We start from the raw sequence: 26,613 nt of genomic DNA, 5'->3' as shown, positions 1-26,613 counted from the left end.
AGTTTCATTTGCAACATTAGGGTCGCCCGAAATTTCGGGGAGTGACCATATGACGATTGCCGAGGCGACGCCGGATTTCGAAGAGGGCATGGACCGCGCCGACCGCGCCTTTCTGGGCCATCCCAAGGGACTCGGATATCTGGCTTTCGTCGAAGGGTGCGAGCGTTTTTCCTATTATTCGATGCAGACTTTGCTCGTCCTTTACATGGTCAAATATCTGCTGCTGCCCGAACATGCGAGCGGGGTCTTCGGACTGGAATGGTTGCGCGGCTGGTACGGCGGGATCGACGGCCAACCCTTCGCGTCGAAGATTTTCGGCGATTATACCTCGCTCGTTTATCTGACTCCGATCGCCGGCGGCTTCATCGCCGACCGCTGGCTCGGACGGCGCGCGACGTTGATCGCCGGCGGCCTGATCATGGCGATCGGTCATTTCCTGATGGCGTTCGAGGGCGCCTTCCTCTTCGCCCTGCTCGCGCTGATCGTCGGCGTGGGACTGTTCAAGGGCAATATCGCGAGCCAGGTCGGCGAACTTTACAAGCCCGGCGATCTGCGCCGTGCGATGGCGTTCCAGATCTTTTACATCGCGATCAACGTCAGCGTCATCGCCGCGCCGCTGATTTCGGGTACGCTGGGCGAAAAGGTCGGCTGGCATTGGGGGTTCGGCACCGCGGGCGTGGTGATGGTTATCGGCCTGATCCTCTATATCATGGCGGGACCATGGCTGCCCGCCGACAATCGGCCTGCGAAAGGCGCGGCTGCGAAAGCGAGCGAACCGATGTCGCGGCAGGACTGGCTGCGCGTCGTCGCGGTGCTGACGCTGGTGCCGGTGATGGCGGTCGCGCTGCTCACCAATCAGGAAATCTTCAACGCCTATCTGGTCTGGGCCGATCAGCATTTCCAGCTCACCTTCTTTGGTGAGACGCTGCCGACGAGCTGGATGATCACCATCGACGCGGCGGCGAGCTTCTCGATGCTCGCCGCGGTCGCCGCCTTCTATGTCTGGTACGGCAAGCGCCACCGCGAACCCGACGAGTTGGGCAAGATGATCATCGGCAGCGTCTTCACCATCGCCGGCGGACTCTGCCTCGTCATGGCGGCGGCGACGCAGGGTGACGGCAAGATCGGGCTGTTCTGGCCCGTGATGTTCCATCTGCTCAACAGCGTCGGCTTTGCGCATATCCTGCCCGTCAGCCTCGCGCTGTTCACCAAGCTGGCACCGAAGGCACTCAACGCGACGATCGTCGGCATTTATTACCTCGCTTTCTTCGGCGCGAACAAGATCGTCGGCGAGGTGGGCACGTGGTATTCGTCGATGCCGACGACCAGTTTCTGGCTGTTCCACGTCGCAACCGCCGCGGTCGGGCTGGTCGCGTTTATCCTCTTCAAGCTGTTCCTCGCGAAAAGGCTGATGGGTGGACCCGTTAAGCATGTGAGTTGAGCCCGGCATGTCGTCGACCAACCTCACACGCATGCGGACGCTGCTCTCTCAAGGCCGTTTTGCGGAGGCGGAACTTCAGGCACGAGATATTCTGGCAACCTCGAACAATGCGTATGAAGCACACGCATTGCTCGGACAATTCGCAGCGCGTCGTGGCGAAACGGCGTTGGCCCTGTATCACCTTGACCGGGGCACGCCGCCAGGTGAAGAACCTCACCCAGATCTGCGCGCGGCGCTGCACTTGCCCGCGCCGGGCAATACGAACTGGCGGCGATGCAGTTAACGGCAAGCATAGACGGGAGCAGCGACCCGCTTGGGGTATTGCTCCGCTTAGGTTGGGTATTCGAAAGGCTTGATCGATTCGACGATCTCCGTGCAATTTTGGAGAGGGCCGACAAACTCGCAGCGCAATTGGGGCAGGATATCTCAGTTAGGACTGCGATTCTGAAGATGCGCACGGACGAATGGGAAACGGCGCTCGACATACTCGACCGAGCAAGTTCGATTTCCGGATCCGACAGGTTGGCACGCGGTCGACTGCGGGATCGCGCGGGCCGTTACGACGATGCGTGGGGAGATTTTGTCGCCGGCAAAGCGGAGATCGCGGCCTCAGAGAAGTTATCATATCCTGCTGCTCGCCTGACGGCACATCACGATCGAGTCATCGATATATTTTCAGCAGACTTTATCAATGCATTGCCCCGCGCACCGAAGAATGATCGCTTGCCTCAGCCGATCTTCGTCACGGGGCCGCCGCGGTCGGGCACGACGCTTTTCGAACAGCTGATAAGCGCTGATCAAATGGTCAGTGCGCGTGGCGAACTTCCCTTCGCGTTCCATCTCGTTCAACATATTTCTACGCAGTTCGGCAGCTATCCCGATGGCTTGGCGTCGCTCGGAAATGTTACGAAAGATCGCTTGGCTGTCGCGCTTCGCGACCTCTATTCAGGACTAGCCTCCGCCGACGCAGATACGGCTCAGGCGCCACACTTCGTGGATAAAATGCCGTTCAACGAACAGTTTTTGCCTCTTCTCACGATGGCGTTTCCGGAATCGCCGTTCATAGTGATGACTCGCCATCCCCTCGACGTTGTCGTTTCAATGATGTCGCATCATCTGACGCAGGGATATAATTGCGCACTCAACCCGCTCAATGCAGCACATCATCTCGCGGCTATCGATAGACTTACCGCACATTGGGAAGCTGCCGGGTGCCTGCTGTATCGTCAGTCATATGAGCAACTGGTCGCCGATCCAGTAACGGCCGGAGAGCGGCTCAGAGTTGCAACCGGCCTCAGCTTTCCCGCGGCCAATTCCGTCGAAGTTACTTCAACGCCCGCAACGCCCGCAACGCCCAGCTATGCGCGCGCGCGCGGCCCGGTTAGCAAAGATGCGGTGTTTCGCTGGCGAAACTATGGACATCATCTAAGTGCTGCGATGCCGATTATTGCGCCTCTGGTCGCCCGCCATGGATACGATCTTGATTGAACATATTGTGTTAAGCTCATTCAGAACAGCCGAGCTCCATCGGGTACCACACGATCGGGAGCAAAGAGGATCACCTCGCCCGCCGCGTCGGCGAAACCCAGCGTCAGCACTTCGGACATGAACTTGCCGATCTGGCGCGGAGGAAAGTTGACGACCGCCGCAACCTGCCGACCCGGCAAATCCTCGAGCGCGTAGCGCGCGACGATCTGCGCGCTGCTCTTCTTGACGCCGATCGCGGGGCCAAAATCGATCTTCAGCTTGAACGCCGGCTTGCGCGCTTCGGGAAAAGGCTCGGCCGCGACGATCGTGCCGACGCGGATATCGACGCGCAGGAAATCGTCGAAGGCGATGGGCTCCGCAGCGGGGGCTGCGGCGTCGTGATTCAGGTGCATTCCAACTCTCCGTCATTCCCCCCCAGGCGGGAATCCAGCTTCCTCACTGCCTTAGCTGGATTCCCGCCTGCGCGGGAATGACGAAAGTGGATTATTCCATCTCCAAAATCACCGCATCGACCGCCAGGCTATCGCCTTGCGCTGCGTTGACCGTCTTCACGACACCCGATTTTTCGGCGCGCAAGATATTCTCCATCTTCATCGCCTCGACGGTCGCCAGCGGCTGACCCGCCTCGACTTTGTCCCCTTCGCCGACATGCAGCGCGACGAGCAGGCCGGGCATCGGGCAGATGAGGAATTTCGACAGATCGGGCGGGATCTTTTCGATCATGTGGCTCGCCAGCGGCGCGACGTGCCAAGGCAGCACGCGCACGTCGTGTATTGCGCCGCGCGTCGTCATGCGCCAGCCCGTACGCGTCTTCGCGACCTTCACCGCCAGTTCGCCGTCTCCGATCTCGGCAATCACCAACCGGTCGCCTGGCGTATATTCGAGCGCGATGTCGATCTTGTCACCGTCGACCTTGATATGCTTGTGGCCGAGTTTGACCTTGTGGCTCGTGCCGTCGATCGTCACCTGCCATTTCGCGGGCGGGTCGAGCCGGTCGCCGAGCTGACCGTCGGTGCGCCGCGCGCGATCGGCCTCGGCGCTCGCCATGAAGCCCGCGATCGCCGCGAGCGCGCGGGTCACCGCTTCGTCGGTCGGCGCGCCGTGGAAGCCCTCGGGATATTCCTCGGCAATGAAGCCCGTGGTCAGCTCGCCCGAGCGGAAGCGCGGATGCTGCATGATTGCCGAGACAAAATCGATATTGTGGCCAAGCCCCTCGAGCTCGAAGCGGTCGAGCGCCGCGACCTGCAGATCGGCTGCCTCGTCGCGCGTCTCGCCCCAGGTGATCAGCTTGGCGATCATCGGGTCGTAGAAAATCGACACTTCGCCGCCATCGTAAACGCCGTCGTCGACGCGCACGCCGTCGACACCCCGGCGGCCGTTTTCCTCGCCATCGTCGGTCCAGCCAGGCACCGGCGGTTTATAGCGCGTCAGGCGCCCGGTCGAGGGCAGGAAACCGCGATAGGGATCTTCGGCATAAACCCGGTTCTCGATCGCCCAGCCGTCGATCTTGATGTCGTCCTGCGTCATTTCGAGCTTCTCGCCCGCCGCGACGCGGATCATCTGTTCGACCAGATCGATGCCGGTAATCGCTTCGGTCACGGGATGCTCGACCTGAAGCCGGGTGTTCATTTCCAGGAAGTAGAAGCTCTCGCCCGTCGGGTCGGCGCCCGACACGATCAGTTCGACCGTCCCCGCGCTGTAATAGCCCACCGCCTTCGACAGCGCGACGCACTGCTCGCCCATTGCCTTGCGCATCTTTTCGGTGACGAAGGGCGACGGCGCTTCCTCGACGACCTTCTGGTGGCGGCGCTGGATGCTGCATTCGCGCTCGTTGAGGTAGAGGATGTTGCCGTGCTGATCGCCGAGAATCTGGATTTCGATATGGCGCGGATTGAGGATGAATTTCTCGATAAACACGCGGTCGTCGCCGAAGCTGTTCAGCCCCTCACGCTTGACGCTCTCGAAGCCTTCGCGGACGTCCTTTTCGTCATAGGCGAGGCGCATGCCCTTGCCGCCGCCGCCGGCGCTGGCCTTCATCATCACCGGATAGCCGATCTCGTTACTGATCTCGACGGCATGTTCGGTGTCGCGGATTTCACCAACAAAGCCGGGGACGACGTTGACGCCCGCTTCCTTTGCAAGCTTCTTCGACTCGATCTTGTCGCCCATCGCCGCGATCGCGTTCACCGGCGGGCCGATGAAGGCGATATTTTCCTTGGCCAGCGCCTCGGCGAAGCTGGTGCGTTCCGACAGGAAGCCGTAGCCCGGATGCACCGCCTCGGCGCCGGTCGCCTTGCATGCGGCGATGATCTTGTCGGCGATCAGATAGGATTCGGACGCAGGCGACGGCCCGATATGCACCGCCTCGTCGGCCATCTGCACGAAGGGCGCGCGCGCGTCGGCGTCCGAATAGACGGCGACCGTCGATATGCCCATGCGCCGCGCGGTCTTGATGACGCGGCAGGCAATTTCGCCGCGATTGGCGATCAGGATTTTCTTGAACATCAATATTCCTCGACAAGTGCCTTGAGTTCGGCGGTCCGCGCCTTGGTCAATCGTTCCATGCATCCGCTGTGGAGCATCGGTGCCATGCTACCGCCGCGCGCGGCGAAGCTTTCGGAGAGGCACTGCTGATCGCGATAGGTCAGCCACGCGCGCTGCGCGGCGAGCAGCGTGTCATAATGCTTCGGTTGGCTGTCATAGCGGCGATCGATCATCTTGTCGCGCGTTCGCATCTCGGCCACGGTCAGCTTCCACTGCGCATTGAGCGTAGCATCGGCGACCTCATAGGCCTTTCCGGCACAATGGTTCATCTCGACCTGATATCGTTGATTGTCGCAATCGACGGGAGGATCCTCCGCGACTGCTACCGCCAAATAGAAAAGGGCGAGGATCACTCCGCGGCCTCCGTCAGCATCCCTTGGCGCATCGGCTCTTCGCTTTCCATCGGCCGCAGCCCCAGCTTTGCGAAGAGCGCCGCGTCGGCATTGTCGCCCGCGTTCGCGGTCGTCAGCAGCTTGTCGCCGGTGAAGATGCTGTTCGCGCCCGCCATGAAGCAGAGCGCCTGCGTCGCCTCCGACATGCTCTCGCGTCCCGCCGACAGGCGGACCATCGATTTCGGCATCGTGATACGCGCGACCGCGATCGTGCGGACGAATTCGATATCGTCAATCTTCGCGAGCGGGGTGCCCTCGAGCATGTCGCCGAGCACGGTGCCCTTCACCGGCACCAGCGCGTTGACCGGCACGCTTTCGGGATGGCGTTCGAGCGTTGCGAGCGCGTGGATGAAACCGACGCGGTCGGCGCGCGTCTCGCCCAGCCCGACAATCCCGCCCGAGCAGACGTTGATCCCGGCATTGCGGACTTCCTCCAGCGTGTCGAGCCGGTCCTGAAAGGTCCGCGTGGAGATGATATTCTCGTAATTCTCCGGGCTCGTGTCGATATTGTGGTTGTAATAGTCGAGCCCCGCGACCGCGAGCGTCTGCGCCTGTTCCTTGGTCAGCATGCCCAGGGTCATGCAGGTTTCCATGCCCATCGCGCGCACGCCCTCGACCATCTCGACGATGCTCGCCATGTCGCGGTCCTTGGGGTTGCGCCAGGCGGCGCCCATGCAGAAGCGCTTCGACCCGGCATCCTTCGCCTGCGCCGCAGCTTGCAGCACCGCGCGCACATCCATCAGCTTGGTGGCCTTGAGCCCGCTGTCGGCATGTTTTGATTGCGAGCAATAGCCGCAATCCTCGACGCAGCCGCCGGTCTTGATGCTCAAGAGCGTGCAAAGCTGCACCTCGCCGCGCGCGTGATGGCGGCGATGGACGCCCTGCGCCTCCCACATCAATTCGTCGAACGGCAGGTCGAACAGTGCGGCGATTTCCTCGCGCGTCCAGTCGGTACGGGTTTCGGTCACGCTTCGGTCTCCAATGCCTGTGCCAGGTCAGCGATGATGTCGTCGATATGTTCGATCCCCACCGACACGCGGACGACGTCGGGCCCGGCGCCCGCTTCGACCAGTTCGGCCTCCGAAAGCTGGCTGTGCGTCGTCGATGCCGGATGGATGATCAGCGAGCGGGTGTCGCCCAGATTGGCGAGATGGCTGAACAGCTTGACCGCGGAGACGAGCTTGACGCCAGCATCGTAGCCGCCCTGGAGGCCGAAGGTGAACACGGCGCCGCCGCGCCCGCCGAGATATTTGTGCGCGAGGTCGTGATAGGGGCTGCCCCGCAGCCCGGCATAGGAGACCCAGCTCACTGCCGGATGATCCTGCAACCATTTGGCGAGCGCGAGCGCGTTGCTGCAATGCCGGTCCATGCGCAGCGCGAGCGTCTCCATGCCGGTGAGCGCAAGAAAGGCGTTCATCGGCGCGAGCGCGGGGCCAAGGTCGCGCAGGCCGAGCGTCCGCGCGGCGAGGATGAAGGCGAGCGGCCCGAACGCCTCGGTGAAGGTCAGCCCGTGATAGGAGGCATTGGGTTCGCTCAGCGCGGGATATTTGCCGCCCTTTGACCAGTCGAACGTCCCGGCATCGACGATCAGGCCGCCGATCGCATTGCCATGACCGTTCAGGAATTTGGTCGCCGAATGGACGACGATGTCGGCGCCATGCTCGATCGGGCGGCAGAGCATCGGGGTCGCCATCGTGTTGTCGACGATCAGCGGTACGCCGGCATCGTGGGCGACCTTTGCAATCGCCGCGATATCCTGCACGACCCCGCCCGGATTGGCGAGGCTTTCGATGAAGACCGCGCGCGTCCTGTCGTTGATCGCGGCCGCAACATTCGCCGGATCGTCGGCATCGACGAAATGCGTCGTCCACGCCATCTTGCGAAAGCTCTGCCCCAGCTGGTTGAGGGAGCCGCCATAGAGCTTTTTCGCCGCAACGATCTCACACCCCGGCTCCATGATCGTATGGAAGGCCAGAAACTGCGCAGCATGGCCCGACGCCACCGCGAGCGCCGCCTGCCCGCCCTCCAGCGCCGCGATCTTGCCTTCGAGCGCGCCGTTCGTCGGGTTCATGATCCGGGTGTAGATATTCCCGAATTCCTGCAGGTTGAACAATCGCGACGCATGATCGACATCGTCGAACACATAGGATGCGGTCTGGTAGATCGGCGTGATCCGCGCCTTGGTCGTCGGATCGGGCGCGGTGCCGGCGTGAACGCTCAGCGTTTCGGGTTTATGGTTGCTCATGCAGCATCCTCCAGCGGGGGCATATTGTGGCCGAGCAGGCGCAGGACGTCGGCGGCGCATTCCACCACATTGCTACCCGGGCCATAGATGCCCTGCACGCCCGCGTCGCGCAGATAGTCGTAGTCCTGCGGCGGAATGACGCCGCCCGCGATCACCTTGATATCGCCGCGCCCCGCCTCGCGCAGCCCCTTGATGAGTTCGGGGATCAGCGTCTTGTGCCCGGCGGCAAGGCTCGACGCGCCGACCGCATCGACCCCGCTTTCGAGCGCGAGCACGACCGTTTCCTCGGGCGTCTGGAACAAGGGGCCCGACACCACGTCGAAGCCCATGTCGCTGAACGCCGAGGCGATGACATTGGCGCCGCGGTCGTGTCCGTCCTGCCCCATCTTGGCGACGAGCAGCTTGGGCGCGCGGCCCAGACGGCGTTCGACCGCCTTCACCCCGTCGACGACCTGCGCCCAGCGGTTGTCGCCCTGATAGGGCGCGGCATAGACGCCTTTCACCGGCTTCGGCACCGTGCCGTAGCGCCCGAAGCTGACCTCCATCGCGTCCGAAATTTCGCCCAGCGTCGCGCGCGCGCGCGCCGCATCGACCGCGTGCGCGAGCAGATTGGTCTCGATCGACTGCGGAGCCGCCGCCGCGCGGCGCAGCGCGGTGAGCGCGGCCTGGCAAGCGACCTCGTCGCGGCTCGCCTTGACGCGGTTGATCCGTGCGACCTGCGCCTCGCGGACCTTGGTGTTGTCGACCTCGAGCGTTTCGAGCAGATCCTCGTCCTTCAGGCGATATTTGTTCACCCCGACGATGACATCGTCGCCGCGGTCCACCCTCGCCTGTCGGGCGGCGGCGGCTTCCTCGATCATCGCCTTGGGCCAGCCGGCGGCGACCGCCTTGGCCATGCCGCCTTCGCTTTCGACCCGGTCGATAATCTCCTGCGCCTTGTCGACGAGCTGCTGCGTCAGCGCCTCGATATAATAGCTGCCGCCGAGCGGATCGACGACGTTGCACATGCCCGTTTCTTCCTGGATCACGATTTGGGTGTTGCGCGCGATGCGGGCCGAAAAGTCGGTGGGCAGCGCGATCGCCTCGTCGAGCGCATTGGTGTGCAGCGACTGGGTGCCGCCCAGCATCGCCGCCATCGCCTCGATCGTCGTGCGCATGACATTGTTGTAGGGGTCTTGCTCGGTCAGGCTGACCCCCGACGTCTGGCAATGGGTGCGCAGCATCTTGCTGCGCTCGTCCTTCGCGCCCAGCTTCGTCATCGCGCGGTGCCACAGCACGCGCGCGGCGCGCAGCTTGGCGATCTCCATGAAGAAATTCATGCCGATCGCGAAGAAGAAGGACAGGCGACCGGCAAACTTGTCGATGTCGAGGCCGCTCGCCACGCCATATTTAACATATTCGATGCCGTCGGCGATGGTGAAGGCCAGTTCCTGCACCTGCGTCGCCCCCGCCTCCTGCATATGATAACCGGAGATCGAGATGCTGTTGAACTTGGGCATTTCTCGCGACGTGTAGCCGAAGATGTCGCTGATGATCCGCATCGAGGGTTCGGGCGGATAGATATAGGTATTGCGGACCATGAACTCCTTGAGGATGTCGTTCTGGATGGTCCCGTCGAGCAGCTTGCGCTCGACCCCCTGCTCCTCGCCCGCGACGATGAAAAAGGCAAGGATCGGGATGACCGCGCCGTTCATCGTCATGCTGACGGACATCTGGTCGAGCGGGATGCCGTCGAAAAGGATCTTCATATCCTCGACGCTGTCGATCGCCACCCCCGCCTTGCCGACGTCACCGACGACGCGCGGATGGTCGCTGTCATAGCCTCGGTGCGTCGCAAGGTCGAAGGCGACGCTGAGACCCTTCTGCCCCGCGGCGAGGTTGCGGCGATAGAAGGCGTTCGATTCCTCGGCGGTCGAGAAGCCCGCATATTGCCGGATCGTCCACGGCCGCCCCGCATACATCGACGCCCGCACGCCGCGCGTGAAGGGCGCGAAACCGGGCAGGCCGGGATCGGTCTGGACGTCCTCGGCCGTGTAGAGCGGCTTGACATCGATCCCCTCCGGCGTGTGCCAGATGAGGTCTTTACCCTTTACTTCCTTGTCGGCGGCGGCGGCCCATTGGTCGAGGGTCGGTTTGTCGGTCATATGCGTATCTCTACTCTCTTTTCGTCATGCCGGACTTGATCCGGCATCCGTTCCTCGCAGCGACGCAAGAATCGACCCCGGATCAAGTCCGGGGTGACGAGGAAAAATGGGTCAGTGCGCCCCCTTCGGCGTCTCCATGATCTCGGTCAGCACGCCGCCCATGTCCTTGGGGTGCAGGAAGAAGATCAACGTCCCGTGCGCGCCAATCCGCGGCTCGCCCAGCACGCGCTTGCCCATCGCCTCGAATTCGGCCTTGGCGGCGTGAATGTCGGGGACTTCGTAGCACATGTGATGCTGCCCGCCCGCCGGGTTCTTTTCGAGGAACCCCGCGATCGAGGTATTGCCCGGCAGCGGCTCGATCAGTTCGATCTGGGTCCCGTCGAGCGCCCCGCCCGCGCCGGGCGTATCGACGAAGCACACTTTGACGCCCTGATCGGGCAGGTCGAACGGCTCATGGATATTCGTCGCGCCCATCACGTCGCGATAAAAGACGATGCTGTCGGCGATCGACGGCGTCGCGACGCCGATATGGTTGAGGCGGCCGAGTTTCATCGGGAACTCCATCCAAGATAAATCAGAGCGGCGATAACGAGACCATAAACCGTCAATCCGCCGTAACGCCGAGCCGCTGCGGGCTTTCCCGAAAACAGCGCGGTCGCGAGAGAAGGTCTCTCATTGAAGTTGAGCCAGCCATCCACCAGCAGGAAGCCGACGACGAGGATCCAAAGCGCGGTGTTCATCGCAGCATTCCCTACAGCGGAATATTGTCATGCTTCTTCCACGGATTTTCGAGCTGCTTGTTTCGCAGCTTCCTTAACCCCAGCGCAATCCGCTTGCGCGTCGAGTGCGGATAGATCACCTCGTCGATATAGCCGCGCTGCGCCGCGACAAACGGATTGGCGAAGCGGTCCTCATATTCCTTCGTGCGTTCGGCGATCTTTTCGGGGTCGCCGATGTCGCTGCGGAAGATGATCTCGACCGCGCCCTTCGCGCCCATCACCGCGATCTCGGCAGTCGGCCAGGCATAGTTCAAATCGCCGCGCAGATGCTTCGACGCCATCACGTCGTACGCACCGCCATAGGCCTTGCGTGTGATGACCGTGATCTTGGGCACCGTCGCCTCGGCATAGGCGAAGAGAAGCTTCGCGCCGTGCTTGATGATGCCATTATATTCCTGCGCGGTACCGGGCAGGAAGCCCGGGACGTCGACGAAGGTAACGATCGGAATTTCGAACGCGTCGCAGAAACGGACGAAACGCGCCGCCTTCTTCGACGAATTGATGTCGAGCACGCCCGCAAGCACCAGCGGCTGGTTCGCGACGATGCCGATCGTGCGACCCTCGATGCGACCGAAGCCGCAGATGATGTTCGCGGCGTGCGCGGGCTGCACCTCGAAGAAATCGCCCTCGTCGACTGTCTTTCGGATCAGTTCGTGCATGTCATAGGGCTGGTTCGCATTGGGCGGGATCAGCGTGTCGAGGCTCATTTCGGCGCGATCGTAGGGATCGCTCGTCGGGCGCACCGGCACGCCGCTGCGGTTGTTTTCGGGCAGATAATCGAAGAAGTCGCGCGCCGCGAGCAGCGCCTCGATGTCGTTCTCGAACGCCAGATCGGCGACCGAGCTTTTCGTCGTGTGGGTGATCGCGCCGCCGAGCTCTTCTTGCGTCACCACTTCGTTGGTCACCGTCTTCACCACATCAGGTCCGGTGACGAACATGTAGCTACTATCCTTCACCATGAAGATGAAGTCGGTCATCGCCGGGCTGTACACTGCGCCGCCCGCGCATGGTCCCATGATCAGGCTGATCTGCGGCACGACGCCCGACGCCAGCACATTTTTCTGGAACACGTCGGCATAGCCCCCGAGGCTGGCGACGCCCTCCTGGATACGCGCGCCGCCGCTGTCATTGAGGCCGATGACCGGCGCACCGACCAGCATCGCCTTTTCCATCACCTTGCAGATTTTTTCGGCGTGACGCTTGGACAGCGAGCCGCCGAAGACGGTGAAATCCTGGCTGAAGACATAGACGAGGCGGCCGTTGATCGTTCCCGATCCGGTAACAACGCCGTCGCCCGGAATCTTCTGATCCTGCATGCCGAAATCGACGCAGTCATGCTCGACATAGGTATCGAGTTCCTCGAACGAGTCTTCGTCGAGCAGTACCAGCAACCGCTCACGCGCGGTCAGCTTGCCCTTGGCATGCTGCGCATCGATGCGCTTCTGCCCGCCTCCCAAAGCGGCAGCGGCGCGGCGACGTTCCATTTCGGCAATATTGGCGGACACTCGGCTTCTCCGGTTTTCTGAGGCCTGCCATCTGCGCCCACGGCGCCCGCTATGCAAATGCGAATTTGCAAAGTTGCAAAGTGATAGTTTGCAAAGTAGAATTACCAGCTTCCGTTCGCCCTGAGCCTGTCGAAGGGCCGTCCTTGCCTTGGAGGAAGCAAAACCGGTGCTTCGACAAGCTCAGCACGAACGGAACAAGATGGGGCGCCTATGACCCGCCAACGCATCTTTGCCGGTACGCGCCTGCGCCAGCTCCGCCTTGAGCGCGGCGTGAGCCAGGCCGATTTCGCCGAAGCGATCGGCATCTCTGCCTCTTACCTCAGCCAGATCGAGCATGACGACAGGCCGTTGACCCCTGCCCTGCTCGACCGGCTGCAAAGGCTTTTCCCGCTCGAATGGGAGGAGGTCGCCGCCGATGCCGGTGACCGCCGTGCCGGGGCGTTGCGCGAGGCGGCGGCCGATCCGCTGTTCGCCGCCGCACCGCTGGCGCCCGAGCAGCTCGAGCGCGCCGCGCTGCAGCAACCGCAGCTCGCCGACCAGTTCGTCGCGCTCCACGCCGCCTATCGCCGCGCGGGCCAGCGGCTCCAGATCATCGACGAAGCGATGACCGGCGGCACCGCCGAGGGCAGCCGTCTGCCGTGGGAGGAGGTACGCGACTGGTTCCACGACGCGGGCAATTATGTCGATAGCATCGACCGCGCCGCCGAGACGCTGGCGGGCCAGCTGCGCGGCCGCGATCCGTCGCCCGCGATCGAGACGATCGAACGACGGCTGCGCGAGGCGCTGGGCATTTCGATCGTCTATCGCCAGCACCAGGTGCTGCGCGATTTCGACGCGACGATGCGCCACCTGATCATCGATCCGTCGCAGCCCGCCGAAACGCGCCGCTTTCAACTTGCGCACCAGCTGGCGGCGCTGGCGCTCGCGCGCGAGATTGCTGCGGTGATCGAGGCGTCGCCGCTGCGCACCGCGGCGGCGCGCCAGTTGCTCCACGTCGGCCTCGCCAATTATGCCGCGGGCGCGGTTTTGATGCCCTATGCCGCCTTTCGCGCCAGCGCCCGCGCGGTGCGGCATGACATCGACCGGCTGCGGCTCGACTATGGCGTCAGCTTTGAACAGGCGTGCCATCGCCTCTCGACGCTCCAGCGCCCCGGCGCGCGGGGCATCCCGATGTTCTTCTGTCGCGTCGACATGGCGGGCAACATTACCAAGCGGCACAGCGCCACTCGCCTGCAATTCGCGCGCTTCGGCGGCGCCTGCCCACTGTGGATCGTCCACGAGGCGGCGGCGATCCCCGACCGCATATTGTTCCAGCTCGCCGAGACACCCGATGGGCTGCGCTATGTGTCGATGGCGAAGGGGCTCGTGAAACCGTCGGGCAGCTATGCGCGCTCGCCGCGCCGCTATGCCGTGGCGCTGGGGTGCGAGGCGCAATATGCCGCCGATTTCGTCTATGCCGACGGGGTCGATGTGACCGCGCCGCACGCCGCGACGCGTATCGGATCATCGTGCCGCATTTGCCCGCGCGACGACTGCGACCAGCGCGCCTTTCCGCCGAGCGACCGGCCGATTCTGGTCGACCCCGACCGCCGCGACGTGGTGCCCTACCGCATCGGTTAGCAAAATGTCATTGCAAGCGGAGCGAAGTAATGACGAAGACGCTCACACCTTCACGATTCCTCGCTCGATCAGGCTGTGTGCCGTCGCCAGCACCGCCTCCTCGGGCGTCCGCATCGTCCAGCCGAGCGTCTCCATCGCGTGACGGCTGTCGCCGCCGCGAACATTGCCCAGCTCGGCGACGAGTTGCTTGAGTTCGGGGCGGAAGATCGCGAAGCCTTTGAGCAGCCAGTCGGGCATCCGCCGCGTCGGCACCTTGCGCGCCTGCTCGTCCAGGTTCGCGGTCAGGATGTTGGCGACGTCGATCATCTTCAGGAACGGTCCCGAACAGACATAGCGCTCGTCCCGGATGCCCGGCGCGGCGAGCGCGCGATAATGAAGGTCGGCAACGTCGCGCACGTCGATGATGCCGAAGCCGACGTCGGGACACATTGGCACCTTGCCCTCGAGCAATTGTTTCACGACCTCGATCGACGTCGACAGATCGTCGGACAGCAACGGCCCGAACACCGCTGCTGGATTGACCGAGGCGAATTCCATGTCGCCGCCCTCGGCCGCCACCCAATCGCGCGCCGCGCGCTCGGCGACGGTTTTCGAGCGCGGATAGGGCATGACCGCCGGATTATCGAGGTTCGTCCAATCGGTTTCGCTGTAGATGCCGCCACCGTCGCCATGCCCATAGGCGATCGCCGCCATCGACGAGGTCAGAACGAAGCGCCGCACCCCCGCTGCCCTCGCGAAACGCAGCGCGCGCAACGCGCCTTCGCGCGCCGGAACCACCAGTTCATCGGCATGCTGGGGAACCCCCATCGGAAAGGGCGAAGCGACATGCGCGACATGGCTGCATCCGGCGATCGCCTCCGCCCAGCCGAGATCATGCTCCAGATCGGCCGCGAAGAACCGAAGCCGGTCGTTGTCGACCGCCAGCGAGCTGCGCACTTCGGCCTCGCGCTTCAGGCTGCGCACCGTCGTGTGAACCGTCCAGCCATTGTCGATCAACTGCCGGATCAGGAAGCCGGCGATATAGCCGCTGCCGCCTGTTACCAATATCCTGCGCGTCATCTGCACCTCTCCTCGCCGCATTTGCGAAGAATAGCAGACAGGCCGCGCGGTCGCCGCTTATTTCAGCAGCACCAGTTCCTCGGCCATGCTGGGGTGCAGGGCAACCGTGGCGTCGAAGTCGGCTTTCGTCAGCCCCGCCTTCACGGCGACGGCGGCGGCCTGCAAAATTTCGGGCGCGTCGGGACCGATCATGTGAAGGCCGACGACCTGGTCGGTCGCCGCATTGACGACCATCTTGTACAGCGCCCGTTCGTTGCGGCCGGCAAGGACATTCTTCATCGCCCGGAAATCGCTGGTGTAGATGCGCACAGCGCCCAGCTTGTTGCGTGCCTCTGCCTCGGTCATCCCGACCGCGCCGATCGGCGGATGGCTGAACACCGCGCTCGGGACATTGGCATAATCGACGGTCGTCGGCTTGCCGCCGAAGACGCTGTCGGCGAACGCCTGCCCCTCGCGGATCGCCACCGGCGTCAGCTGGATGCGATTGGTCACGTCGCCGACGGCGTAGATGCTCGGCACCGACGACTGGTTATTGTCATCGACCTTGACCGCGCCAACCTTGTCGAGTTCGACACCCGCCGCTTCCAGACCCAAGCCCTTTGTGTTCGGTACCCGTCCGGTCGCGACGAGCACGGCATCGGCCGCGATCGGATCGCAATTGTCGAGATGGACCATCAGCGATCCGTCGTCCTGCTTCTCGATCGATTTGAACGGCGCATTGAAACGGAATTCGATCCCCTTGGTCATCGAAATCTGGAGCAGGCGGTCCCGGATCTGCTCGTCATAGCCGCGCAGGATCGCGTCGCCGCGGTTGACGATCGTCACCTTGCTGCCGAATTCATTGAAGATACCCGCAAATTCGTTGGCGATATAGCCGCCGCCGGCGATCACCACACGCTTCGGCAGGCTGTCGAGATGAAACACCTCGTTCGAGGTGATCGCATGCTCGCTGCCCGGAAATTCGGGAACGAACGGCCAGCCGCCGGTCGCCACCAGGATGCGTTCGGCGGTGAGTTCGGTCCCATCGGCGAGCCGCACCTTTTGCGGACCGACGATTGTCGCGCGCGTCTTGAGCAGCGTAACCTTATGATTGTCGAGCGTCTGACCGTAGAGACCTTCGAGACGCGTGACTTCGCCGAGCACATTGTCGCGCAGCCGCTGCCAGTCGAAATGGCAATCGGGAACGTCCCAACCGAAATGCCGCGCGTCCTTCAGATCTTCGGCAAAATGCGCGCCGTAGACGAGCAGCTTCTTGGGCACGCAGCCGCGAATGACGCAGGTGCCGCCAACGCGATACTCTTCGGCGACCGCGACCCGCGCGCCGTGCGACGCCGCGACCCGGCTCGCGCGAACGCCGCCCGACCCGGCGCCGATGACAAACAGGTCATAGTCGAAATCGCTCATGAAACACCCCTGGCAATCGTCGCTGACATTCGCGGCGAGGACCTATGTGGTTACGCCGCGCCGTCTTGCCAATCGAATATTTGGATTAGCCTGATCGCCTAGTCCCCCAGCGCGGCCTGCATCAGCGCTTCGGTGGCCGGATCGAATTGCACCGTTCCTTCGGCAAGGCCCTTCGCCATTTCCTTGCCTAGCTCGACCCCGAACTGATCGAAGGGATTGATGCCGAGCAGCACGGCGTTGGCGAAAACGCGATGTTCGTAGAAGGCAATCAGCGCACCCAGACTATGCGGCGTCACCTGTTCGAGCAGGATCGTCGTCGATGGACGGTTGCCGGGATAGGCGCGCGCGCCGTCCTCGCTCGCACGGCCGGTCATCAACGCCGCGCCCTGCGCGATGCAGTTCGCGACCAGCGTCTCGTGGTGGGCATCGTCAAGGATATGATCGGGCTCGCGCGCGACGACGAATTCAACCGGGGCCAGATGCGTGCCCTGATGCAGAAGCTGGAATACCGCGTGCTGGGCGTCGGTGCCGACGCCGCCCCAGGTGATCGGCGCGCTCTGCTGTGCGAGCGGCGCGCCGTCGAGCGTCACGCGCTTGCCGTTCGATTCCATTTCGAGCTGTTGCAGATAGGCGGGCAACAGCCGCAACCGTTCGTCATAGGCAAAAACTGCGCGGGTCTGGCAGCCCAGCCGGTTGGCGTAAATCTGGTCGGCGAAAGCGGCGAGCAGGCAGATATTGTCGGCGCCGTCGGCGAGCCGGAAATGGCGGTCCATCTCCGCCGCGCCTTCGAGCATGTCCTGAAAAGCGTCCCAGCCGAGCGCCAGCGCCGCCGGAAAGCCGATCGACGACCAGAGCGAATAGCGCCCGCCGACGGTTTCGCTGAACGGCAGGATGCGCGTTTCGTCGATACCCCATTCGACCGCGCGTTCGGGATTGGCGGTCAGCGCAATGAAACGGCCGACCGGATCATCGACGCCCGCTTCCTCCAGCCATTGAAGCGCCGAGGCCGCGTTGAGCAGCGTCTCGGTCGTCGTGAAGGTCTTCGACGCGACCGCGACAAGCGTATAGGCTGGATCGAATTTGGCGAAGACTTCGGCGAGCGCGGCCCCATCGACATTCGAGACGATGGCGACGTCGTAGCGCGAGCCATGCCGCCCCAGCGCATCTATCAACAGGTCGGGGCCAAGCGCCGAGCCGCCGATGCCGATGTGGAGCAAATGGCGGATTTCGCCGAACGCATCGGCCTCGATCGCGTCGATCAGCATCCGCATCCGCTGATGCAATGCCTGCGCGACATGGACGGACTCGGGCGCCCCTTCGCCGCGCTCGGCGCTGTGCTCTGCAGCACGGTCTTCGGTCGGGTTGGCGATGCCGCCCGCGAAAAGCGTCTTGCGGCGGCCGGCAAAATCCTGCGCTTCGGCAAGCGTCGAAAGGATCGCCAGCGCCTCGCCATCGAGATGCGTCTTTGCGAAGTCGAAGCGAATGTCAGCGACGTTGCGAACGAGCATCTGAAGCCGCGCCTCCGGATCGGCGGCGATCAGTTCGGCGATTGTTTGCGGTTGCCACGCGGAGAGCGCCTGCCACGCTTCGGAGGAGGTGGTCATCGAAAACTTCCTTCTAAGGTCCGTTCGTGTCGGGCAAAGTCGAGACACCCCAAGGCGCGAACGACCGATGGGCATCTCGACTACGCTCGATGCGAACGGGGATGGAGATGTTCGCCCGTTTCATAAGCGCGCCACCGCTCGTACGCCAGCGTCATCCGCCGATATTTACTTGACGCGCAGACCTATTCACCGTCAATGCGCCCCCATGACCGACGCCAGCATCCCCGCCGAAAATCCCGCCCCCGCGACGCCCGAACCCGCGCCCGTATCCGCCAAGGAAGAGGCGGTCGACACGATCCGTTTTCTCGCGCTGCTCGCGATCGCGGTGCTGATCTTTCGCAGCTTCTTTCTGTCGCCCTTCAACATTCCGTCGGAATCGATGCAGCCGCGCCTGCTGATCGGCGACTATCTGCTCGTGAACAAGATGGCTTACGGCTATTCGAAATACAGCCTGCCGTTCAGCGTGCCGCTGATCCCCGGCCGTATTTTCGCGCGTACGCCCGATCGCGGCGACGTTGTCGTGTTCAAGGCGCCGCCGGTCAACGACAACGACTATATCAAGCGCGTGATCGGCCTGCCCGGCGACACGATCCAGGTTAAGGACGGCATCGTCTGGCTGAACGGCAAGCCGCTGAAGCGCGAACCGATGGCCGATTTCGTCATTCCGGTGACGCAGAATATGATCGACGCCTCGCGCGCCAACGGCACCCTGCCCTGCTATTCGCCCGAGTTCGAAGAGATCGGCGCGAACGGCCAGCGTCAGTGCCGCTACAAGCGCTTCAAGGAAACGCTGCCCAGCGGCAAGAGCTACGCCATCCTCGATATCACCTCGATCCCCGAGGATAATACAGCGCCCGTTACGGTGCCCCCCGGCCATCTGTTCCTGATGGGCGATAATCGCGACCGCAGCGCCGACAGCCGCTTCCCCGCCGTCGAGGGTCAGGGCATTGGCCTGGTGCCCGAGGAAAATCTGGTCGGCCATGCGCTGGTGACGATGTTCTCGACCGACGGGTCGGCAAGCTGGCTCAACCCGATCAGCTGGTTCACCGCCGCCCGCTGGAGCCGCGCCGGGGAAGGCTTTTGAACGAAGGTGTATCCGCGGAAACGCTTGCCGCCATTACCGGCGCAACGCCCCGCGACCTTGGCCTCTACCGCGAGGCGCTGACCCACGGCAGCAGCGGTGCGGGTGATTATCAGCGGCTGGAATTTCTGGGCGACCGCGTGCTCGGCCTGGTCATTGCGTCCGAATTGTTCGCCCGCTTTCCGAAGGCTGCCGAGGGTGAGTTATCGTCGCGACTGCACGCGCTCGCGTCGGGCGAAACCTGCGCGCGGATTGCGCAGGCGCTCGACCTTACCGCGCATGTCCGCTTCGGCGCGCAGGCGATCGGCGATGGCGGGCGGAATAGCGACAATATCGCCGCCGACGTGCTCGAAGCGCTGATCGGCGCGCTGTGGCTCGACCTTGGCCAGGACGCCGCGCGGGCATTCATCGTCCGCAATTGGGGCAGCATGATCGAAGGCCAGGTCGCCGCGCCCAAACATCCCAAAGCGGCGCTTCAGGAATGGGCGCTCGCCCGCAAGCGCAAGCCCCCCGAATATCGCCTCGTCCGCCGCGACGGCCCCGACCACGCCCCGCGCTTCCGCGTCGCCGTCGCGATCGGCAAGCTCGCCGAGGCCGAAGGCGACGGCCCGTCCAAGCAGGCTGCCGAGAAGGCGGCCGCCACCGCCCTGCTTGAAATCTTGACCCAGGAAGACGTGAAATGACCCAGCGCTGCGGTTTCGTGGCGGTCGTCGGCGCACCGAACGCCGGCAAATCGACCCTCGTCAACGCCCTTGTCGGCCAGAAGGTCGCCATCGTCAGCCCCAAGGCGCAGACGACGCGCACCCGCCTGATGGGCGTCGCGATGGACGGCGACACGCAGATCATTCTGATCGACACGCCGGGCATCTTCGCGCCCACCCGCCGGCTCGACCGCGCGATGGTCGCCGCGGCGTGGGGCAGCCTCGAGGAAGCCGAGGCCATCCTTGTCATGGTTGACGCCGCGGCCAAGCTGACGGGCCGCGTCGAACGCGTGCTGGAAGGAGTCGCGAACCGGCCCGAGAAGAAATATCTGGTGCTGAACAAGGTCGACCTGACCAAGAAGGACAAGCTGCTCACCATCGCGACCGAGCTCAACGCCCGGCTCGCCTTCGACGAAACCTTCTTCATCGCGGCGAGCAGCGGCGACGGCGTGCCCGAGCTCAAGGCGCATCTCGCCGCGCTGATGCCCGAGGGGCCGTGGCATTTCCCCGAGGACGAGGTCAGCGACGCGCCCGAACGGATGCTCGCGGCCGAGATCACGCGCGAGCAGCTCTATCGCCAGCTCCATGAGGAATTGCCCTATCAGTCGACGGTCGAGACCGAATTGTTCAAGACCCGCCCCGACGGCAGCGCCGAAATCCACCAGCAGATTTTTGTCGCGCGCGACAACCAGCGCGCCATCGTGCTTGGCAAGGGCGGCTCCCGAATCAAGGAAATTGGCGCAAAGGCCCGCGCCGAACTTGCCGAACTGATGGGCCGCAAGGTCCACCTTTTCCTGCACGTGAAGGTCAAGGAAAATTGGGACGAAGACCGCGGCGTCTATCGCGACATGGGCCTCGACTGGGTCGATTGAACGGCGAAATGGCGCACGATCCCTTCAACACCCCCGGCGACCGGTTCCGAGCGGTCTTCCGCTATTGGCAGGCCTATCTGCTCATCGCGGCGCTGATCGCGCTCGTCATCGAGCGCGATCGTTTCGCGAGCAGCGGCAAGGATCATCTGGTCGCCGGCGAGGTCATGCGGATTGAAACGCCGCCCGGAAAGCCGGAGCAGGCCGTCGTGCGCGTCAACAGCCTGCAGCAGGCGACCGTCGCGCTTCCCGCCAACGCGCATTGCCATAGCGGATCGAAAATCCGCCTCGTTCGTCACGACGACGTCGCCCAGCACGACTTCCGCGCCGCCGACCCGCCCTGCGCGGGATAGGCGATGGAGCTTGGGCCGGTCGCCCAAGCAACATCACGCGTCCTTCGCGGCCTTCTTCTTTGCCGGCGCCTTCTTTGCGGCCGGCTTTTTGGCCGCAGCCTTCTTCGCGGGCGTCTTCTTCTTGCCCTTCGCCGGTCCTTTCGCGGCGCGGGCGTCGATCAGGGCGACAGCTTCCTCGACAGTCAGCGCGTCGGGCTCGACCGTCTTGGGCAGCGTGGCGTTGGTCGTGCCGTCGGTCACATAAGGCCCGAAACGTCCGGCCATCAGCTTCATTTCGCCGCCGCTCGTCGGGTGCGGGCCGAAAGTCTTCAATGGCTCGGCCTTGGCGCGCGCGCCGCGGCCGCCGCCATTCGCCGCATCGGCGATACGCGCCACCGCCGCGTTCATGCCGATGTCGAAGATTTCGGCGGTGCCGGTCAGCTTCGCATATTTGCCGTCATGGAGCAGATAGGGACCATAGCGCCCCAGTCCCGCGACGATCGGCTTGCCACTTTCGGGATGCGTCCCGACGTCGCGCGGCAGGCTCAGGAGCCGCAGCGCATAGTCCAGATCGAAATCCTCGGCCGGAATGTCCTTCGGGATCGACGAGCGCTTCGCCTCCTTGCCATCGCCGAGCTGGATATAAGGTCCGAACCGGCCGCTGCGCTTCGTCACCTCGAGCCCGCTTTCGGGATCGGTACCCAGCGTTTCGGGGCCGCTGTCGGCGCCGTCGCTGCCGCCCGGCTGCGCGAATTTTCGCGTGAATTTGCACTCAGGATAGTTACTGCACGCGATGAACGGACCGAAGCGCCCGCCGCGCAGCGCGAGCCGCCCGGTGCCACAATTCGGGCAGACGCGCGGATCGCTGCCGTCGCCCTTGTCGGGGAAGAGATAGGGGCCGAGAAACTCGTCGAGCGCCGCGGTAATTTCCGACGGCTTCTGCTCCATCACCTCGCCGGTGCGCGGCTTGAAGTCGCGCCAGAAGCGTTCGAGTACCGCCTGCCACTGGGCGCGGCCGCCCGACACGTCGTCGAGCTCTTCTTCGAGGCCCGCGGTGAAATCATATTCGACATAGCGGCCGAAGAAGCGTTCGAGGAAAGCGGTGAGCAATCGCCCGCTCTCTTCCGGCAGGAAGCGGTTCTTTTCGACGCGCACATAAGCGCGGTCCTTGAGCACCTGAAGGATCGAGGCATAGGTCGACGGGCGCCCGATGCCGAGTTCCTCCATCTTCTTGACCAGGCTCGCTTCCGAATAGCGCGGCGGCGGCTGCGTCTCGTGGGCTTCGACCTCGACGCCGGTCTTGGCGGGTGCATCGCCCTTTGCCATCGCGGGAAGCAAGCGCGCATCCTCATCGTCGGCGCTGTCGTCGCGGCTTTCGTCATAGAGCGCCAGGAAGCCGGGGAATTTCACAACCTGACCTGTCGCGCGGAGCATTGTCTTGCCGGTGCCGTCGCTCAGATCGATGCTCGTGCGTTCGAGCCGCGCCGAGGCCATCTGGCTCGCCAGCGCACGCTTCCAGATCAGATCGTAGAGGCGCGCATGATCGCCGCCGCCGACCTTGTCCTTGCCAAAATCGGTCGGACGGATCGCCTCGTGCGCTTCCTGCGCGTTCTTCGCCTTGGTCTGATACTGGCGCGGCTGATCGGGAACATAGCCCCCGTCGTAGCGGTCAGCAATCGCCCGCCGCGCGGCGCTTATCGCGCTGCCGTCCATCTGAACGCCGTCGGTACGCATGTAGGTGATCGCGCCGTCCTCGTAGAGATCCTGCGCAACCCGCATCGTGTGGCTGGCCGAGAAACCGAGCTTGCGCGCGGCTTCCTGTTGCAGGGTCGAGGTCGTGAAGGGCGGCGGCGGATTGCGCGTCAGCGGCTTGGTTTCGACGCTGTCGACGGTGAAATGGCCCGCCTTCACATCGGCTTCGGCGGCGCGCGCATCGGCCTCGTTGGTGATCGTCAAACGCTCGATCTTGTCGCCGCGCCAGCGCGCGAGCCGCGCCTTGAACGGCGTGCCGCCCATTTCGAACTGGCCGGTGATCGACCAATATTGCTGCGCAACAAAGGCTTCGATTTCGCGTTCGCGTTCGACGACGAGGCGCAGCGCCACCGACTGGACGCGGCCCGCCGATTTGGCGCCGGGCAGCTTGCGCCACAGCACCGGCGAGAGGGTGAAACCGACGAGATAGTCGAGCGCGCGGCGCGCGCGGTACGCGTCGATCAGATCGTCGTCGAGACCGCGCGGATGCGCCATCGCATCGGTCACCGCCTGCTTGGTGATCGCGTTGAAGGTCACGCGGTCAACCTTTTGCGGCAGCGCCTTTTTCTGGCGCAGCAATTCCTGCACGTGCCAGCTGATCGCCTCGCCCTCGCGATCGGGGTCGGTCGCGAGAATCAGACGGTCGGCCTGCTTCGCGGCATCCTGAATATCCTTCAGCCGCTTCGCCTTGTCCGGATAGAGCTGCCACTCCATCGAAAAACCGTCATCCGGATCGACAGAGCCGTCCTTGGGCGGCAGGTCGCGGACGTGGCCATAGCTGGCCAGCACCTTGAAATCACGGCCGAGATATTTCTCGATCGTCTTCGCCTTGGCGGGCGATTCCACAATCACCAATTGCATCGAAAATTCGTTTCCCCGAAAACTCTTACGTACGTACGCGCGAGGGTGGCGGGCGCCGATCCCTTCCGTCAAGAGGGGAAATAGAGCGCCCGCCGTCGGGGATCAACGCAATGCGCCAAGTCTTCCGAGCAGCAATTCGTTTGCCAGGCTCGCTGCTTTCGCCGCGCCCTCCTCATAATTTCCTGGCTTTGCAGTGAACTGGAATTTACGCGTTTTGCCGAACATCGGCAGGCCGATGTTCGCCGCCGCTGCAAGGCCGCCTGCAACATTGGCAGCCGATTGCACGGCCTTTTCTGTACCGGTCGACGCATCGCTCTTGTCGATGAACTCGCCTTCGACGCCAATTGGGGCCTTGACCGTTATGACAGCCTGCTTGCCCGAGGGCGCAATAAGCGTCATTCGCGAATAATCCGCGCTGACAGACAGGCCGCTGTTTACATTGACCCCGCCGCCGAAGCTGAAAAAGCCCGGGCGCTTCTGATCCGAAAAGTCGATAAGATAGACGACATCAATCACGCCAACACCTGTTTGCCTGGCATAGTTTGACAGGGCCATATTCGCCTGCCCTGCCGACATATTGATCCCCATGCTGCTCATTCCGGAACCCGTAAAGTCCCCCGGGATCATCAACAGCGACGGGAGCGCACTCGGCTTGTAATAGGTTGCCTTGCCCTTGCTACCCTTCTCGAGCGCAATATTGACATCGAGCGGCGCTTCCAGCGACTTGGTCTTTGCAAGGGCCGCATGATCGAACAGGTCGGCGGCGGATTGAACGACATAACCGCGCGCACCCAGCTGCGACACGAAATCGGCATAGGCGGCATCGGTGATGGCCTGCATCATCTCAGGCGTGACGCCGACCAGTTCGCTCTTGGCCTTTGTGGTGCCGCCAAAGGCACCCATCAGACCACCCGTCTTCTTGATCTGGTCCGTAGACTCAAAGATGAAGCCGACATTGAAGGCACCGATCGTTACCGTCGTCACGCCCCTTGCATTGGCCGGCCCCGAAATCTTGACGGGTTCCTGATCCTTCGCAGCGACGACGACAGGCTGAAACAGCATCGCCGCAAGGGCGATGGCCGACAGCAATTTTTTCATGAAAACAAACCTCCGACCTCCCGCGGCCGGAATCGGACCAGCGACGGGAGATTTCCCGACGCAACCCACACCCCTGCATCGGTCAGATGCAGGAGGGTGTCAATGGCTGACGTCCAAGCGTCAGTTGCTGTCCCATTTGAAGTCGGCAGGCAGTACGCATTTGCCGCCGTCATATTGCCCCACGCTGCGGATCACCTCGTCCTTGTCGGGTTCGATGCGGCGGCCACTGATCTGGCTGTCGATCACCCGGCGCACCAGCGCGTCGAGCCGGGTCACGAGATAGCAGTCGATCGCCGGCGGTGCGTGCGGATTGCCCACGCCGCTGTCGTCGGTCAGGAAGAGGTAGCGCGACTGCGTTGCTGCAGCCATTGCGCGCATCGCATATTCGGCCTCGTCCGCAACGCCCGAAGCGGCGACCGGGGTGATATGGATCCGCTTGGCGCGAGCCGCTTCGGCGGCGGCCCAGGTGCGCCCGAACTTGTCGTCGTGCGGCGGCGCATCGGCGACGAGCAGCAGCGATTTGACCGCATCAGGACGCCAGGATTGCCCCACCGCGCGGATCATCGCCTGATCCATCGCTTCGGGATAGTCGCCGCCGCCGTTCGCGTCCTGCTGCGCCAGCACGCCTTGCGCGCGGCCGATATCGCGGTCGAAGCCGATAGTGCGCGTCACATAATCATCGCCGAGGTCGCGGTAGAAGACAAAGCCGACACGGATGTCGAGATCGCGGTGCCGCGTCGTGATCGCATTGATGATCGAACGCAGTTCGGACTGAAGATAGCGGATCTCGTCGCCCATGCTGCCGGTCGTGTCGATCACCAGCATCAGATCGAGCTTGGTGGCCTTCGCCGCCATCTGGTTAGCGGTCAGGCCGACAAGCTGGCCGCCCGGCGCATCGGCGACGAGCACCGGACGCGCGTCGGCAATCGTCCGTCCGCCCTGGCGCGCCGACACCGTAATGCGCTCGCTCAACCGGTCGAGCCCCGGAAAGAAGACTGCGCCGCCGTCGGCCTGCGTCGCCATGGTGATGCTGTTGCCGTCGCTGCACGTCACCACGACATCGGCGAAGGGAATGGGCTGCCCGTTGCGGTCGTTCACCTTCACGGTGACCAAGCGCATCGTATCGACGCGCGGAAGATCGCGGATCTGCTGGCCCAGATTGCTGCGACCGACATAGGCCGCGTAAAGTTCCGGATTGAGCAGATCGTCATGCTCGCCGGCGGTCAGGATGCCCGACTGCGGCTGCGGCTGCGGATAGGGACGCGGCGGCATCACGGCGCCCGGCGCGCGATCGAAATCGGCCGACGATCCCTTTTCCATGGCGACGGGCTCGGCTGCACCGGCGCTGGCGTCACTGCGCGAGCCGGTGACGACGACGTCGCTCGCCGGCGGCGATGCCGCTTCGGCAGCCGGCGCCATCATCGGCGGTGGTGGCGGCGCAGGCGGCGGCGGTGGCGGCGGCGCGGCCATCACCGGTGCCACACTGTCATAGCGTCCACCCTTGCCGCCCGCGGCGGGAACGGGCCGCGGCCGCGTTTCGGGATCGAGCTGCGGCAGCGGCTCGGCATTGCGGCAAAAGCCGTCATTCCAGCCGGGCGCCGCCGCTTGCGCCGCCATGATCGGCAAGGGCGCCGGGCCGGAGGCCAGCAGCGCCGTTAATGTCACACCTGTCAGAAACCTGTTCCGCATCACCC

Annotated in this window: 23 protein-coding genes; 8 read left to right on the top strand and 15 right to left on the bottom strand. The window is 63.7% G+C overall.

The window, feature by feature from the left end; genetic code table 11:
* Positions 1 to 49: 49 nt before the first annotated feature.
* Genes L0963_RS06035 through L0963_RS06025 form a run of 3 tightly spaced genes read left to right on the top strand, consistent with a single transcriptional unit; the run spans position 50 to position 2,929 of the window.
* Positions 50 to 1,441, top strand: a complete 1,392-nt coding sequence (locus L0963_RS06035; RefSeq protein WP_082819980.1) for a peptide MFS transporter — start codon at positions 50 to 52, stop codon at positions 1,439 to 1,441.
* A gap of 31 nt (positions 1,442 to 1,472) precedes the next feature.
* A complete protein-coding gene (locus tag L0963_RS06030; RefSeq protein ID WP_234178790.1) occupies positions 1,473 to 1,724 on the top strand; it encodes a hypothetical protein in 252 nt (83 codons plus the stop codon).
* Entirely contained in the window at positions 1,715 to 2,929 is a 1,215-nt protein-coding gene (locus L0963_RS06025; RefSeq protein WP_234178789.1) for a sulfotransferase family protein, read from the top strand. The genes L0963_RS06030 and L0963_RS06025 overlap by 10 nt, the downstream gene beginning before the upstream one ends.
* A gap of 20 nt (positions 2,930 to 2,949) precedes the next feature.
* Here the strand turns inward: L0963_RS06025 and L0963_RS06020 are convergent, their stop codons facing one another.
* From L0963_RS06020 to L0963_RS05980, 9 genes are all read right to left on the bottom strand, one after another.
* Complete coding sequence (locus L0963_RS06020) at positions 2,950 to 3,321, bottom strand: tRNA-binding protein (RefSeq protein ID WP_186402043.1); 372 nt, start codon at positions 3,319 to 3,321, stop codon at positions 2,950 to 2,952.
* Between the two features lie 91 nt (positions 3,322 to 3,412).
* Positions 3,413 to 5,434 carry an acetyl-CoA carboxylase biotin carboxylase subunit gene (locus L0963_RS06015; RefSeq protein ID WP_234178787.1) on the bottom strand — a complete coding sequence of 674 codons (2,022 nt, stop codon included), beginning with the start codon at positions 5,432 to 5,434 and terminating at the stop codon, positions 3,413 to 3,415.
* Complete coding sequence (locus tag L0963_RS06010) at positions 5,434 to 5,826, bottom strand: lysozyme inhibitor LprI family protein (protein WP_186402045.1); 393 nt, start codon at positions 5,824 to 5,826, stop codon at positions 5,434 to 5,436. Before L0963_RS06010 ends, L0963_RS06015 begins: the two co-directional genes overlap by 1 nt.
* Positions 5,823 to 6,833: a biotin synthase BioB gene (gene bioB, locus L0963_RS06005; RefSeq protein ID WP_186402046.1), complete on the bottom strand. Its 1,011-nt coding sequence runs from the start codon at positions 6,831 to 6,833 to the stop codon at positions 5,823 to 5,825. Before bioB ends, L0963_RS06010 begins: the two co-directional genes overlap by 4 nt.
* Positions 6,830 to 8,110, bottom strand: coding sequence for an O-acetylhomoserine aminocarboxypropyltransferase (locus L0963_RS06000; protein ID WP_062902582.1), 1,281 nt, complete (start codon positions 8,108 to 8,110; stop codon positions 6,830 to 6,832). Before L0963_RS06000 ends, bioB begins: the two co-directional genes overlap by 4 nt.
* Positions 8,107 to 10,254: a methylmalonyl-CoA mutase gene (gene scpA / locus L0963_RS05995; RefSeq protein WP_234178785.1), complete on the bottom strand. Its 2,148-nt coding sequence runs from the start codon at positions 10,252 to 10,254 to the stop codon at positions 8,107 to 8,109. The genes L0963_RS06000 and scpA overlap by 4 nt, the downstream gene beginning before the upstream one ends.
* A gap of 111 nt (positions 10,255 to 10,365) precedes the next feature.
* A complete protein-coding gene (gene mce / locus L0963_RS05990) occupies positions 10,366 to 10,806 on the bottom strand; it encodes a methylmalonyl-CoA epimerase (RefSeq protein ID WP_186402048.1) in 441 nt (146 codons plus the stop codon).
* Positions 10,803 to 10,994 carry a hypothetical protein gene (locus tag L0963_RS05985; protein WP_186402049.1) on the bottom strand — a complete coding sequence of 64 codons (192 nt, stop codon included), beginning with the start codon at positions 10,992 to 10,994 and terminating at the stop codon, positions 10,803 to 10,805. Before L0963_RS05985 ends, mce begins: the two co-directional genes overlap by 4 nt.
* An 11-nt stretch (positions 10,995 to 11,005) precedes the next feature.
* On the bottom strand, positions 11,006 to 12,538 hold the full coding sequence (locus L0963_RS05980; protein ID WP_062902586.1) for an acyl-CoA carboxylase subunit beta: 1,533 nt from the start codon (positions 12,536 to 12,538) through the stop codon (positions 11,006 to 11,008).
* A 210-nt stretch (positions 12,539 to 12,748) separates the two neighbouring features.
* Here L0963_RS05980 and L0963_RS05975 point away from each other — a divergent pair, with 210 nt between their 5' ends.
* The gene (locus L0963_RS05975) at positions 12,749 to 14,158 is read left to right on the top strand and encodes a helix-turn-helix domain-containing protein (protein ID WP_062902587.1); all 1,410 of its coding nucleotides are present in this window, start codon (positions 12,749 to 12,751) and stop codon (positions 14,156 to 14,158) included.
* A gap of 42 nt (positions 14,159 to 14,200) precedes the next feature.
* Here the strand turns inward: L0963_RS05975 and L0963_RS05970 are convergent, their stop codons facing one another.
* The 3 genes from L0963_RS05970 to pgi all read right to left on the bottom strand — a co-directional run bounded on the left by L0963_RS05970 (position 14,201) and on the right by pgi (position 18,225).
* Complete coding sequence (locus L0963_RS05970; RefSeq protein WP_234178783.1) at positions 14,201 to 15,217, bottom strand: NAD-dependent epimerase/dehydratase family protein; 1,017 nt, start codon at positions 15,215 to 15,217, stop codon at positions 14,201 to 14,203.
* A 57-nt stretch (positions 15,218 to 15,274) separates the two neighbouring features.
* A complete protein-coding gene (gene gor / locus L0963_RS05965; protein ID WP_062902589.1) occupies positions 15,275 to 16,621 on the bottom strand; it encodes a glutathione-disulfide reductase in 1,347 nt (448 codons plus the stop codon).
* Between the two features lie 98 nt (positions 16,622 to 16,719).
* Positions 16,720 to 18,225: a glucose-6-phosphate isomerase gene (gene pgi / locus L0963_RS05960; RefSeq protein ID WP_234178781.1), complete on the bottom strand. Its 1,506-nt coding sequence runs from the start codon at positions 18,223 to 18,225 to the stop codon at positions 16,720 to 16,722.
* Between the two features lie 205 nt (positions 18,226 to 18,430).
* Between pgi and lepB the strand changes: the two genes are divergently transcribed.
* The 4 genes from lepB to L0963_RS05940 are packed head-to-tail and all read left to right on the top strand — an operon-like array spanning position 18,431 to position 21,229.
* On the top strand, positions 18,431 to 19,309 hold the full coding sequence (lepB, locus tag L0963_RS05955; RefSeq protein WP_186402054.1) for a signal peptidase I: 879 nt from the start codon (positions 18,431 to 18,433) through the stop codon (positions 19,307 to 19,309).
* The gene (gene rnc, locus L0963_RS05950; RefSeq protein WP_234178779.1) at positions 19,306 to 19,989 is read left to right on the top strand and encodes a ribonuclease III; all 684 of its coding nucleotides are present in this window, start codon (positions 19,306 to 19,308) and stop codon (positions 19,987 to 19,989) included. Before lepB ends, rnc begins: the two co-directional genes overlap by 4 nt.
* On the top strand, positions 19,986 to 20,879 hold the full coding sequence (gene era, locus L0963_RS05945) for a GTPase Era (RefSeq protein WP_062902591.1): 894 nt from the start codon (positions 19,986 to 19,988) through the stop codon (positions 20,877 to 20,879). Before rnc ends, era begins: the two co-directional genes overlap by 4 nt.
* An 8-nt stretch (positions 20,880 to 20,887) precedes the next feature.
* Positions 20,888 to 21,229 carry a hypothetical protein gene (locus L0963_RS05940; protein ID WP_234178777.1) on the top strand — a complete coding sequence of 114 codons (342 nt, stop codon included), beginning with the start codon at positions 20,888 to 20,890 and terminating at the stop codon, positions 21,227 to 21,229.
* 33 nt (positions 21,230 to 21,262) lie between these two features.
* Here the strand turns inward: L0963_RS05940 and topA are convergent, their stop codons facing one another.
* The 3 genes from topA to L0963_RS05925 all read right to left on the bottom strand — a co-directional run bounded on the left by topA (position 21,263) and on the right by L0963_RS05925 (position 26,608).
* Positions 21,263 to 23,821, bottom strand: a complete 2,559-nt coding sequence (gene topA / locus L0963_RS05935) for a type I DNA topoisomerase (RefSeq protein WP_186402057.1) — start codon at positions 23,819 to 23,821, stop codon at positions 21,263 to 21,265.
* Positions 23,822 to 23,923: 102 nt separating this feature from the next.
* Positions 23,924 to 24,805, bottom strand: a complete 882-nt coding sequence (locus L0963_RS05930; RefSeq protein WP_234178776.1) for a hypothetical protein — start codon at positions 24,803 to 24,805, stop codon at positions 23,924 to 23,926.
* 234 nt (positions 24,806 to 25,039) lie between these two features.
* Positions 25,040 to 26,608, bottom strand: a complete 1,569-nt coding sequence (locus tag L0963_RS05925; RefSeq protein ID WP_234178775.1) for a VWA domain-containing protein — start codon at positions 26,606 to 26,608, stop codon at positions 25,040 to 25,042.
* Positions 26,609 to 26,613: the final 5 nt, after the last annotated feature.

This window comes from Sphingopyxis sp. NFH-91, from assembly GCF_021401285.1.
GTDB lineage: Bacteria > Pseudomonadota > Alphaproteobacteria > Sphingomonadales > Sphingomonadaceae > Sphingopyxis > Sphingopyxis terrae_A.
The sequence above is the reverse complement of the archived record's forward strand: the minus strand, read 5'-3'. Positions and strand labels throughout refer to the sequence as shown.

Bases quoted from the DNA above. Each gene is read 5' to 3' on its own strand.
- L0963_RS05985 (WP_186402049.1), bottom strand. From the start codon at position 10,994: ATGAACACCGCGCTTTGGATCCTCGTCGTCGGCTTCCTGCTGGTGGAT.
- L0963_RS06025 (WP_234178789.1), top strand. From the start codon at position 1,715: ATGCAGTTAACGGCAAGCATAGACGGGAGCAGCGACCCGCTTGGGGTA.
- L0963_RS05925 (WP_234178775.1), bottom strand. From the start codon at position 26,608: ATGCGGAACAGGTTTCTGACAGGTGTGACATTAACGGCGCTGCTGGCC.
- L0963_RS06015 (WP_234178787.1), bottom strand. From the start codon at position 5,434: ATGTTCAAGAAAATCCTGATCGCCAATCGCGGCGAAATTGCCTGCCGC.
- gor (WP_062902589.1), bottom strand. From the start codon at position 16,621: ATGAGCGATTTCGACTATGACCTGTTTGTCATCGGCGCCGGGTCGGGC.
- scpA (WP_234178785.1), bottom strand. From the start codon at position 10,254: ATGACCGACAAACCGACCCTCGACCAATGGGCCGCCGCCGCCGACAAG.
- L0963_RS05975 (WP_062902587.1), top strand. From the start codon at position 12,749: ATGACCCGCCAACGCATCTTTGCCGGTACGCGCCTGCGCCAGCTCCGC.
- topA (WP_186402057.1), bottom strand. From the start codon at position 23,821: ATGCAATTGGTGATTGTGGAATCGCCCGCCAAGGCGAAGACGATCGAG.
- L0963_RS06035 (WP_082819980.1), top strand. From the start codon at position 50: ATGACGATTGCCGAGGCGACGCCGGATTTCGAAGAGGGCATGGACCGC.
- mce (WP_186402048.1), bottom strand. From the start codon at position 10,806: ATGAAACTCGGCCGCCTCAACCATATCGGCGTCGCGACGCCGTCGATC.
- L0963_RS06020 (WP_186402043.1), bottom strand. From the start codon at position 3,321: ATGCACCTGAATCACGACGCCGCAGCCCCCGCTGCGGAGCCCATCGCC.
- pgi (WP_234178781.1), bottom strand. From the start codon at position 18,225: ATGACCACCTCCTCCGAAGCGTGGCAGGCGCTCTCCGCGTGGCAACCG.
- L0963_RS05970 (WP_234178783.1), bottom strand. From the start codon at position 15,217: ATGACGCGCAGGATATTGGTAACAGGCGGCAGCGGCTATATCGCCGGC.
- L0963_RS06030 (WP_234178790.1), top strand. From the start codon at position 1,473: ATGCGGACGCTGCTCTCTCAAGGCCGTTTTGCGGAGGCGGAACTTCAG.
- L0963_RS06000 (WP_062902582.1), bottom strand. From the start codon at position 8,110: ATGAGCAACCATAAACCCGAAACGCTGAGCGTTCACGCCGGCACCGCG.
- L0963_RS05940 (WP_234178777.1), top strand. From the start codon at position 20,888: ATGGCGCACGATCCCTTCAACACCCCCGGCGACCGGTTCCGAGCGGTC.
- lepB (WP_186402054.1), top strand. From the start codon at position 18,431: ATGACCGACGCCAGCATCCCCGCCGAAAATCCCGCCCCCGCGACGCCC.
- era (WP_062902591.1), top strand. From the start codon at position 19,986: ATGACCCAGCGCTGCGGTTTCGTGGCGGTCGTCGGCGCACCGAACGCC.